Source organism: Actinomadura kijaniata NBRC 14229, assembly GCF_001552175.1.
In the GTDB taxonomy this organism is placed as follows: Bacteria; Actinomycetota; Actinomycetes; order Streptosporangiales; family Streptosporangiaceae; genus Spirillospora; species Spirillospora kijaniata.
Genome location: NZ_BCQR01000251.1, coordinates 1 through 11,585, shown reverse-complemented (window position 1 = coordinate 11,585; position 11,585 = coordinate 1). Strand labels below are relative to the sequence as shown.

The window sequence follows — 11,585 nt, the reverse complement described above, 5'->3', positions numbered from 1 at the left end:
GGCGCAGCCGGTCGCGGGCCGTGGGCGGGCCCGGCGCCCACGGCCGGTCCGGCGGCGGCGCGAACGCGGTGAGCGCGACCACCGCCGCGAGCGTCAGGTCGTACCGCTGGTGCGCGGCGCGCCGCTGCCGCGCCACGATCCGGAAGCCGCGCAGTTCCAGCGCCTGCACCAGGTTCCCGATCGGGACCAGGTGCAGGTGCTGGGGCTGCATCCACGGCAGCCAGAACCGGCCCAGCCGGCGGCCCAGGCGGCTGTCGGGGTCGGGCATCTCGACCAGCAGGTGGCCGCCCGGCCGCAGCGTCTTGGCCGCCACGTCCAGCTCGGCGAGCGGGTCGGGGGTGTGCTCCAGGTAGTGGTGCATGCTGATCACGTCGTACCGCCCGGCCAGGCCCTCGGCCAGGTCGGCGAACCGCCCCCGGTACCCGTGCCGCAGCCAGCCGCGCCGCGCGCCCTTGCGCACGCCCGAGCCCACGTCCAGGCCGTCGAACGCGGTGTCGGGCAGCACGGTGCGGGCGACACGGCCGAAGTGGCCGAGCCCGGTGCCGACGTCCAGCCAGGTGCGGGGCGTGGCGTGGGCGGCGACCAGCGCGGCGCGGGCCGCGTGGAAGGGGCGCTGCGCCGCCAGGGCGCGTTCGGCGGTCTCCGCGCCGAGCCCGTCGTAGACGTCGCGGTAGTAGAACTCCATCCCCTCGGGGGTCAGCCGGGGGTTCTGGAAGACGTGCCGGCAGTCGCCGCACCGCTCCAGCGTGAACCGGCCCGGCTTGGCCTGGAGGACGTCGCCGCTGGTCACCTGGACGGCCAGGGACCGCGACCCGCACCACGGGCAGTCGGGGCGGCGCGGTTCGAGGAACCGTTCGACGCCCAGGCGGTACTCCTCGCGGTACCGGTCGCGGGCGGCCTGCTCGCGGCGGGCCCGCCGCCGTTCCCACGGGGTCGGCTCGTCGGTGAGGGTCTGCCACCAGTTCCACGGCGTCAGCAGCGGCCGCAGCAGCGCCGCCCGGTGCAGGTCGCGCGGCTTCAGCGGCGTCCCGATGAACACCAGGTACGGGGCCGCGCAGTACGCGGCCAGCGCCGCCCACCCCCACGGCGACCCGCCCCACGCCCCGGCCCACACCGCCGCCAGCACGGCCAGCCAGCCCGCCGCCGACCGGGCCACCGTCCTCGGGACCGGCACGCCGAGACCGCGCAGCCACGCCCGCCGTCCCCGGCACGCGGGGCGGCGGGGCGTGGCGGGGCACGGCACGACGGCCAGCCCGGCGCGCTCGGCGTACTGCCGCAGCCGGACGGTGACCGCGCCGAGCGCGCCGGGGTCCAGCGTGCCGGGCCGGACGTTGGCGCGGTTCAGCAGCTCCCGCGTCGCCAGCACCGCGAAGCCCGCGCCGTGCCCCGCCGGCGGCGGGTCGGTCCGGTGGCGCCGCAGGTCGGTGTGGCGGGCCAGGTCCAGGGCGCGTTCCACCGGCAGGTTCGCCGGGACCAGGTCCAGCACCTGCAGACCGCTGCCCCGGGCGTGGCCGCGGGCGGCGCGCCGCACGTGGCCCGACACGACCGCGCCGTCCACGGCGACCAGCGCGAACTCCTCGCCGGAGGTGATGTCGGGCTCGGCGACGGGGCGCGGCAGCTCCGGCGACCAGCCCGACGACACCCGCCGCAGCGGGGCCAGCCGCAGCCGCAGCCATGTGGCGCGCGCGACCACCCCGCCCGTGACCAGCAGGGGGAACGCCGTCGTCAGCGGCATCGACAGCAGCGCCGTCAGCGACGGCGACGGCCAGCTCACGTCAGCTTCTCCAGGCGGTCGGCGGCCTGCCCGGCGCCCCCGGCCTCGGCGAACGACCGCCGGACCCGGTCGGCGGCCGACCGGAACGCCTCCTCGGTCAGCACCCGGTGCAGGGCCTCGCGCAGCTCCTCGGCCCGGACCCGCGCGAACCGGACGGTCAGCCCGGCGCCGGACGCCACGACCTGCCGGGCGATCACCGGCTGGTCGTCGCGGATCGGGGCGACGACCAGCGGCAGGCCGTTGGCGAGGGCCTCCACGACGGTGTTGTGGCCGCCGTGGGTGATGACGGCCGACATCCGCTCCAGCAGCTCAAGCTGCGGGACGTGGCCGCGCACCAGCAGGTTCGGCGGCGGGTCGGGGAGGGTCCCGGGCGGGGTGACGAACACCGCCTGCACGTCCATGTCCTTGACGGCCTCGGCGGCGACCTGGAAGAACCGCTCCCCGGCGGGGCCGTTGAGGGTGCCCAGCGACACCAGCACCGAGGGCCGGTCCTCGTCCAGCCACTCCCAGGGGAAGTCGTTGCCGGGCGGGCGGCCCAGCACGGGGCCGACGAACGCGAAGTGGTCGGGGAAGATCGAGGTGTCGCCGATCAGCGCGGCGGTGGAGAACACCAGCACCAGGTGGTCGGAGAAGCGCAGGTCCAGCAGGTCCTCGATGCCGTGGTCGAGCTGGAACTCGCCGATCTGGTCACGCACCCACTCCTCGACCAGCGGCATGCCCGCCAGCGGCCGGGTGAACTCCGCCGAGGTCGTCGCCGACGTCGCCCACGGGAGGTCGTGCAGCCGGGCGGCGACGGGCCCGGCCAGGGTCTGCTGGTCGCACACCACCACGTCGGGCCGGAACCGCTCGATCGCGGTCTGGACGCCCGGCATCATCGCGTGCCCGAGCGGGATGATGAACCCGTCCCACAGGAACTTCAGCGCCGCCGGGCCGCGCAGCGTCGTCCAGTGCCGGCGGGCCTGCTCCACGTGCGCGGCGAACGCCTCGTCCTCCGCCGGGTAGATCTTCGAGCCGGGCTTCAGCAGCCCCTCCAGGGTCGGGGTGTGCCCGGCCCAGGCGACCCGGTGGCCGCGCCGGCTGAGCTCGGAGGCGACCGCCACCGTCGGGTTGACGTGCCCGGTCAGGGGCGGGACCACGAACAGGAACCGGCGGCGGCCGCTGTCGGCCTCGCGGCCCGCGACCCGGCCGTCGGGCGCCGGCAGGTCCCCCAGCAGCGACGGCACCCGCACCCGTCGGGCCTTCGACGAACGTCCGTTCACAGCGCACCTCCCGCCCCCGCCGTGACGGGGACCCTCGTGCCCGCGTGGTGGGAAAGCCACGGCAGCATGACCTCCAGCAGTTCCGCGGTGCCCTCGCGCAGCACGGTGTGCGCGAGGCCCGGTATGACGTGCAGCGTGCAGTCGGGGACCGAGCGCAGCAGCAGCCGCCCGGCCCCGGCCACGTCGGAGCGCTCCCCGTAGACCGCCAGCACCGGGCAGGCGACGGCGGCCAGGTCGGCGGGCCGCACCGGCTCCACCGCCGCCACCTCGTCCAGCAGGCTGGTGCCGTTGACCAGCGCGTCGGCGACGGCGGCCTGCCTTCCGCGCTGCCGCCAGCCGATCGCCAGGAGCTGGTCGGCGAGCCGCTCGTACTCCAGCGCCAGGGCGGACTTGCCGAGCGTGTTGAGCATGTTCTCGTTCCACCCGCCGGGGCGTTCGGCCGGGCCGTGCGCCTCGACCAGGACCATCCCGGCGACGCGGTCGGGGCGGGCCAGCGCCGCGTTCAGCGCGACGACGCCGCCGAAGCTGTTGGCCACCAGGTACACCGGGCGGGTGTGGCCGAGGGCGTCCAGTACCGCAAACAGGTCGGCGACGGCCTCGGCGTCGGAGTACCCGCGCGGGGTGCGTTCGCTGCGGCCGTGGCCGCGCAGGTCGTACAGGACCGCGCGGGCCCCGGCGGCGGCCACCGGCCCGGCCAGGGTGTAGTAGAAGCTGGACAGGTTGTCCATGACCAGCCCGTGGACGAACACCACGGTGGGCGGGTCGGGCGGGTCGGGCGGACACGGTCCGCACGGTTCCAACGTCTGGACGTGGAACCGCACGCCGCGTGCGGTCACCTCGGGCATTCGGTCTCCTCCAGAAAGGTCGTCAGCAGGGGTGTCAGCCGCGCCCGCGCGGTGACGTGCAGGTCGTGGCCGCCGGTCAGCACGTGGCGGCGGGCGCCCGGCAGGGCCCGGCCGACCAGGTCCAGGGCCGGGCGGAACGGCGAGTCGGACCCGGCCACCGCCAGCGTCGGCAGGCCGTCCAGGGCGGCCAGGTCGGCGGCGGTGACGGCCGGCTCGGCGGCCAGGTCCGCCAGCAGGCTGGTCTCGCCGACCAGCGCCGCCGCGCGTTCGCCGAGCGGCGTCGCCGCCGTGAACACGCGGCCCAGGTCGGCCGCGCCGACCGGCTGGAACGGCGGGTCCACCAGCGCCAGCCGCGTCACCCGGCCCGGCCGGGTCAGCGCGAAGCGGACCGCGACGGCCGCCCCGTAGCTGTGCCCGACCAGCGCGAACGGCGGCAGGTCGGTGGTCAGGTCGGACAGGTCGGCGGCGAGCGCGGCGGTGCCGTAACCGGTCGGGGTGCGCTCGCTGCGGCCGTGCCCGCGCCAGTCGGGCAGCCGGACGCGGCGGGTGCGCGCCAGCGCGGGCGCGACCGTGAAGAACCAGGACGCGGCGCTGCCGGTGAGCAGGCCGTGCAGCATCACCACGGGGTCGGCGGGGGCGCCGGGAAGCTCCCGGCCCAGGTCGACGACGTGGTGCCGCACGCCCCGGACGCACACGTAGGCCATGGTCGGGCCGGGTCACACGGCCGCGGGCGACAGCCGCGACTCGATGTGGGCGACCAGGTCCCCCACCGACATGGCGAGGATCTGGTCCAGGTCCATGTCGGCGATGAACGCCGCGAAGTCGATCGCCGGGCCGTAGCGCAGCTGGAGTTTCTCGGCCAGCGCGACGAACTCGATGCTCTCCAGCGCCAGGTCGTCGTTGAACGTCGTGTCCGGGCCGACCTCCAGGTCCAGCAGGAAGTCCTCCCCGACCACCTCGACCAGCATCGCCACGACCTCGTCCAGCACCCGTGTCATGTCCTGTTCTCCCCCGTGTCCTGTGCTCCGGTCCCCGCCGCGGCGGTGTACCCGGCGGTGTCGGTCCAGGTCACGACGTGCCCGTCGACCAGCGTCGAGCGCACGACCGTGACCGTCCCGCCGTTGCCGACCAGCAGCCGGTCGGGGTCGGCGGCGGTGACGACGAAGTCGCGGGGCCGCCCCCGCAGCCCGGTCCCGGCGGCCTTGGCGACGGCCTCCTTGGCGGTCCACAGCCGCGTCGCCGCGGTGGCGCGGTCGCCGGACATGGACGCCAGCAGGTCGCGTTCGCCCTCGGTGAGCGCGACCGTCTCGACGGCGGCGGCGCCCGCGCCGGCCCGTTCGACGTCGATCCCGGCGGGCTCGCCGCCGGCGCGGACCAGCGCGACCCCCAGGTCGGGGGTGTGCGCGATCGACACCGCCAGCGGCTCGTCGAACGGCCCGGTCACCTCGGGCCGGCCGGCGGCGTCGTTGCGGACGGTCAGCTCGGCGGGGAACAGCGGCCCGTGGCCCCGCTCCCACAGCCGGTGCCGCACCGCGTCCTTGGCCGCGATCCGGCCGAGCAGCCACGGGCCCCGCGCGCGGGGCGCGAGGGCCTGGTACTCGGCGCGTTCGGCGGCGTTGAGGTACTGCCGCATCAGCAGGTCGCGGGCGGCCCCGCCGTCCCAGCGGCGGCGCGCCAGCGTCCAGCCGCCCTCCCGCGGCTCGCCGACCGCCGACACCTCGGGGGTGAAGCGCAGCCGCCACACCGGCTCGTCGGTGTGGATGCGGCGCGTGCTCCACCCCTCGACGCGGCACCACACGCGGCCGTCGGCGCCGACCAGCTCGCAGTCGCTGCGGATGGCGGTGTCGGACACCGAGCGGTTCCGGACGGTCGCGGTCAGGCGCTCCCCGTCGGGCGGCGGCGGCCCGTACCAGGTGACGCGTTCGACGCCGACCGGGAAGACCGTCTGGTCCCGGTCGCCGTGGATCTGGATCCAGTGGCCGCACAGCTGCCCGGCGCTGTCCATCAGCGCGCCCGGCGTGGGCAGCGCGGTCAGGGTGCCGCGCAGGCCGTCGGCGGCGAGCGCGTCGATCCCGGTGACGCCCTGGTAGAGCGGGCCGTGGAACATGTAGCGCTCGGCGTAGAGCCGTTCGGCGGTGACCGCCGGGGGCGCCTCGCCGGTCAGCGGCGTGCGGTCGGGGGCGGGCGGGGCCGGGTGGCGTTCGGCGAGCAGCACGATCCCGTCGGCGTGGCCCCGGACGACGACCTTGACGCGGCGCGGCGCGCCCGGCGCGGGCGGCCCGGGCTCGCGGCGGGCGTGGACGTCGGTGGTGGTGGCGGGGGCGGCGACGAGCCAGCGCAGGGCCCGCACGTTCTCCACGCCGACCACGACCAGGCCGGGGAACAGCTCGCGCGCCGCGTCGGCCATGACCTCCAGCAGCGTCGTCAGCGGCACCACCGGGAACCGGTCGGAGAGGTCCGGCCAGTCCGCGCGCTGCGGGACCAGGCAGTGGTCGCGGACGTAGGGCATCGTCTCCAGCGAGAACGTGCGGCGCGTGGTGCGTTCGGCGGCCCGCGGGGGCGCGGTGGTGTGCAGCGCGTCGACGACCGACCGGGCGCTGGCGGTGGCGTCGCGCAGCAGGGCGTCCAGTTCGGCGACGACCGGATCGGCGGCGGGCGGCTCGGCGGGCGCGGGCTCGGCGATGCGCAGCGGCGGGACCGCGCCGTCCAGGCGGACCAGGGGCGTGCCGAGGTCGAGCCGCACGGCGGACGGCCCGTCGTGCCCGGCGTCGCGGACCCGCGAGCCGTGGCCCTCGACCCACAGCGCGGCCACGACGCGGCGCAGCTGGGCCATGCCGTCGCGCCGGGGCACGTTGGCGGCCATCGCCAGGTGGTCGCGGTCGCCGAGCCGGTCGCCCACGAACCCGGCGAGGCCACCCGGGCCGACCTGCACGAACGCCCGCACCCCGGCCGCGTGCAGCCCCTCGGTCAGCGCGCCGAACCGCACCGGCTCCAGCAGGTGCCGCACGATCAGCTCGCGGATCCGGGCGGGCTCGGCGGGGAACGGCGCGGCGGTCGTCGCCGACCACAGCGGCACCCGCGCCGGGCGGATCGGCAGCGCGTCGAACGAGCGGTGCGCCGACTCCAGGTACGCCTCCGCCATCGGGGTGTGGAACCCGGACCGGAACGGCAGCTCCCGTCCCATCACCCCGTCGGCCGCCAGCCGGGCCAGGACCTCGCGGACCTGGTCGGGCGGGCCGCAGACCACCGACTGGTGGGGGCAGTTGTCGTGGGAGACGACGACGCCGTCGGCGCGCGCGGCGGCCTCGGCGGCCCGGTCGGCCCCGCAGCCGAGCGCGGCGTAGGCGACGTCGGGGACGTCCAGGCCGTCGTGGTCGACCGCGGCCAGGAACGCGTCGACCGCGTCCGGCTCGTACATCCCCGCCGCGATCATCGCGGTCCACTCGCCGAGGCTGTGCCCGGCGGCGACGTCGGGCTCGACGCCGAGCCCGGCCAGCGCGCGGGTGAGCAGCAGCCCGACGGCCATGACGTCGGAGGCGTGGCCGACCAGGTCGTCGCGTCCGGTCAGCCGGGGGCGCGGCAGCCCGAGACGGTCGGCGACGTCGTCGACGCGCGGCTCGAAGGCGGGCTCGAAGCCGGGATAGAGGAACGCGACCCGGCCGCCGTCCGCCAGCAGCGGCCGGGGCGTGAACCAGATGTCGCTGCGGCCGCGCCACGGCGTTCCCCGGCGCGCGACGGCGCGGGCGAGGTCGAGCTTGCGTTCGGTGGGGCCGACGATCGCCAGGCGGCAGGGCAGGTCGGCGGGCTCCTGCCCGGCGCGGGCCAGCAGCGCGTCGTCGTCGAGCAGGGCGGCCAGCTCGGCGGCGGAGGCGGCCGACAGCCGCAGCACCGCCTCGCCGTCGCCGTCCCGGGGCGCGCTGAGGATCCGCGGCGCCGGGTGCCCGGCGCCCGGCGGTTCCTCCAGGATGACGTGGGCGTTCGCGCCGCCGAAGCCGAAGGCGTTCACCACGGCGCGGCGCGGGGCGGTGGGCGGGCGCTCCCAGTCGGCCGCCGCGTGGACCGGGGTCAGGCGGGTGCCCGTCATCGCCGGGTGCGGCTCCTCGACGTGCAGGGTCGGCGGCAGCACGCCGTCGCGCAGCGCGAACGCCGCCTTGATCAGCCCGGCGATGCCGCCGGCGGGCATCGCGTGCCCGATCATCGACTTGACGGTGCCGATCGGCAGCGGGGGCCCGGCGGTGCCGAACACCCGGCGCAGCGTCGCCAGCTCCGCCTCGTCGCCCGCCGGGGTGCCGGTGCCGTGCGCCTCGACCAGCCCGACCGCGTCGGCGGCGGCCGGGTCCAGCCCGGCGTCGGCCCAGGCGCGTTCCACCGCCAGGACCTGGCCCTCGACCAGCGGGCTCATCAGGGACGCGGCGCGGCCGTCGCTGGCGGAGCCGACGCCCCGGATCACCGCGTAGACGCGGTCCCCGGCGCGTTCGGCGTCGGCCAGGCGCTTGAGCAGCACCATGCCGGTGCCCTCCGACAGCAGCGTGCCGTCGGCGGACCGGTCGAACGGCCGGATGCGCCCGCTCGGGCTCAGCGCCCGCAGCTGGCTGAACACGCTCCACACCGTCGCGTGGTGCGCGTGGTGGACGGCCCCGGCCAGCATCGCGTCGCACTGCCCGCCGCGCAGCGCCCGCACGGCGTGCTCGACGGCCAGCAGCGACGACGCGCACGCGGCGTCCAGCGTGTAGGCGGGGCCGCGCAGGTCGAAGCGGTTGGCGATGCGGGAGGCCGCGAAGTTCGGGACGAGGCCGACCGAGGCGTCGGGGCCGTCGGGCCCGAGCCGGTCGCAGAACGCGCGCCGGATCTCCTCGATCCGGCCGGCGTCCATCTCCGGCAGCAGCTCGGCCAGCACGGACGCGAGCTGGTGCGAGGTCCGCACCCGCTGGTCGAACCGCGCGACGCCCGGCGTGATGTAGCCGCCCCGCCCGATCACCACGCCGACGCGGGCGCGGTCGGGCAGCCGTTCGGCGCCGCCCGCGTCGGCCAGCGCCTCGGCGGCGGTGCGCAGCGCCAGCAGCTGGTCGGGCTCCATGCCCGCGACGGCCGCGGGCATGATCCCGAACCGGGCCGGGTCGAACGTCGCCAGGTCGTCCACGAACCCGCCCCGGCGGCAGTAGAACCGGTCGCCGCGCGGCGCGGCCCGGTGGGCGTCGGGGTCGTAGTACAGGTCGGGGTCCCAGCGGTGCGCGGGCACCTCGGTGATCGCGTCGGTCCCGGCACGGACGTTGCGCCACAACGCCGCCGCCGACCCGGCCCCGGGGAACACGGCCCCGACCCCGACGATCGCGATGGGGTCGTTCGCACTCATACCCCCACCTCCACGCAATCCCGCCGTCCCGCCCGCAAGCCCCCACTCCACCCACGGACCACCCCGAACGACACCCGCCCGCGCACCCCCGCGACCTCGGCTCCGCCCGACAACAAGCAACCCGTCAACGCGCCCCCACGCCTCACGACCGTGACGACACCACGCCCACTCCACACACAGCGCGGCCCGGACGACACGCACCTGCACGCGTCCACGGCCTCAACGCCGCCCGGCAGATCACAAGCCACCAACACGCGACCACGCCTCACGACCGTGATGGCACCGCGCCCACTCCACACGCAGGCCGACCCGGACGACACCCGCCCGCACGCGTCCACGGCCTCGGCTCCGTCCAGCAGGCCGCAACCCCTCAACACGCCCCCACGCCTCACGACGGTGACGACACCGCGTCCACTCCGCACACAGCGCGGCCCGGACGACACGCGCTCGCGCGGGTCTGCGGCCTCGGCACTGCTCGGTGGTGAGGTCGTTTTGCTTCTGGTGCTTCCCGGTCCGGGGGGCTTGGGCGCGTTCACTCGGCGATCCCGGAGAGGACGACCTGGACCTCGTCGCCGGCGGCGATCTCGGCGAGCAGGGCCGCCACGCCCGCGTCGGGGTCGATCAGCGCGACGCCGCGCCGGGCGTACTCGCGGGCGAGTTCCGGCGTGACCATGCCGCCGCCCGCCCACGGGCCCCAGTCGGCGACCAGCACGCGGCCGCGCATCCGGGTGCGCCACACCCGGGCGAGGGTGTCGCAGGCGTCGTTGGCGGCCGCGTAGTCGGCCTGGCCCTGGTTGCCGTGCACGCCGGAGACGCTGCCGAACACCACGAAGAACGCCGTGTCCGGCCGGAGCGCGGCGGCCAGCGCGCACGCCCCGTCCACCTTGGTGCGGTAGACCCGGTCGAACGACGCGGCGTCCTTGTCCCGCACCCTGCGGTCCTCCAGCAGCCCCGCCCCGTGGACCACGCCGTCGAGGCGGCCGTGCCGGGCGTGGACGTCCTCGACGACCGCGCGGACGGCCTGCGGGTCGCGCACGTCCACCGCGTGGTAGCGAACCGACGCGGCGTGCGCGCCGAGCCCGGTGAGGGTGGCGCGGACCTCGCGTTCGGCCAGCACCCGCCGGACGGTGGCCTCGATCTCGGCGGGGGTGCGGCCGCCCTGCGCGACCAGCGCGCGGCGCAGCGCCGCCTGGTCGGCGGCCCCGGCCAGCGCCGGGTCCTCGGCCCCGGCGGGCTCGGGCGTGCGGCCGACCAGCTCGACGTGGCAGCCGGTGGCGCGGGCCAGTTCCAGCGCGACGCGGGCGGTGATGCCGCGCGCCCCGCCGGTCAGCAGGACCACGCTGTCGGCGGTCAGGTCCGGCACGGCGGGCGCGTCCTCCGGCAGCGGGGCCGGGACGATCTGGAGCGTGCGGCGTCGGTCGCCCTCGTAGCCGACGACGACCGGCTGGCCCGCCGCCGTCATCTCGGCGAGGATCCGCAGCGCGACCGCGCGCGGGCTGTCCTTGGTGTCGACGTCCACCGCGCGCACCAGCGTCTCGGGGAACTCCCGCGCCAGGGTGCGGGCCAGGCCGCGCAGCCCCGCGCCGGGCGTGGGGTCGCCGACGCCGCCGCCGTCGAACCGCTCCCCGAACGCGCCGCCCGCGCCGGTCGCCAGCACCAGCCAGCGCAGGCCGCCCAGCAGGGCGTCGCGGAGGCCGCCGTAGGCGCCGGGCAGCACCGGGCCGCCGCCGGGCCGCAGCGCGGCCAGGTGGATCAGTCCGTCGCAGGGGCTGTCGGGCTCCAGCGGGGTGCGGACCTGCGCGCCCTGCTGCTCCAGCAGGGCGGCCAGCTCCAGCGCGATGCCGCAGCCGTCGTCGACGATCACGAAGCGGCGGCCGGCGAACGCGCCGGGCCGCGCCTCGGGCACCGGCAGCGGCGGCAGGTCCGCCAGGCGCACCACCTGCCGCAGCGGCGCGGCGACGACCGGGACGCCCGAGTCGGCCGGGGTCAGCGGCGCGATCCCGGCGGTCTCGGCGGCCGGAGCGGTCCCGGCGCCGAGGCGGTCGCCGATCCAGGAGACGATCTCGCCGATGGTCTTGATCCGGGCGAGCCGCTCGACGACCGGCTCCTCCAGCCGCACGCCCGGGGCGGCCAGGCCGACCCGCTCGGCCAGCTCACCGATGATCTCGGTGCGCTTGATGGAGTCGATCGACAGGTCGGCCTCCAGGTCCAGGTCCTCGCCGAGCATCGGCTCGGGGTAGCCGGTGCGGGAGCCGATCACCGACAGCACGGCGGCGCGGATCTCGTCCGGGCCGGGCGGGGCGGCGGGCTCGGGGGCCGGGGCCGGCACCGCCGGGCGCGGCGCGGGCGGCACG

At 77.2% G+C, this 11,585-nt stretch carries 7 protein-coding genes; all 7 read right to left on the bottom strand.

What is annotated here, in order from left to right; genetic code table 11:
* Positions 1-1,774: class I SAM-dependent methyltransferase (locus AKI01S_RS46150; RefSeq protein WP_067832753.1), on the bottom strand; the 1,774-nt coding region annotated here is incomplete at its 3' end.
* The gene (locus AKI01S_RS46145) at positions 1,771-3,033 is read right to left on the bottom strand and encodes a glycosyltransferase (RefSeq protein WP_157420630.1); all 1,263 of its coding nucleotides are present in this window, start codon (positions 3,031-3,033) and stop codon (positions 1,771-1,773) included. The genes AKI01S_RS46150 and AKI01S_RS46145, both read right to left, overlap by 4 nt.
* Positions 3,030-3,878, bottom strand: a complete 849-nt coding sequence (locus AKI01S_RS46140; protein WP_067832750.1) for an alpha/beta fold hydrolase — start codon at positions 3,876-3,878, stop codon at positions 3,030-3,032. The genes AKI01S_RS46145 and AKI01S_RS46140 overlap by 4 nt, the downstream gene beginning before the upstream one ends.
* Positions 3,866-4,573: an alpha/beta fold hydrolase gene (locus AKI01S_RS46135; RefSeq protein WP_169814133.1), complete on the bottom strand. Its 708-nt coding sequence runs from the start codon at positions 4,571-4,573 to the stop codon at positions 3,866-3,868. Before AKI01S_RS46135 ends, AKI01S_RS46140 begins: the two co-directional genes overlap by 13 nt.
* A 21-nt stretch (positions 4,574-4,594) precedes the next feature.
* Positions 4,595-4,876 carry a phosphopantetheine-binding protein gene (locus AKI01S_RS46130; protein ID WP_067832746.1) on the bottom strand — a complete coding sequence of 94 codons (282 nt, stop codon included), beginning with the start codon at positions 4,874-4,876 and terminating at the stop codon, positions 4,595-4,597.
* Entirely contained in the window at positions 4,873-9,231 is a 4,359-nt protein-coding gene (locus tag AKI01S_RS46125; RefSeq protein ID WP_067832742.1) for a type I polyketide synthase, read from the bottom strand. The genes AKI01S_RS46130 and AKI01S_RS46125 overlap by 4 nt, the downstream gene beginning before the upstream one ends.
* A 532-nt stretch (positions 9,232-9,763) precedes the next feature.
* A partial coding sequence (locus tag AKI01S_RS46120; RefSeq protein ID WP_157420628.1) for an SDR family NAD(P)-dependent oxidoreductase occupies positions 9,764-11,585 on the bottom strand: 1,822 nt, incomplete at its 5' end.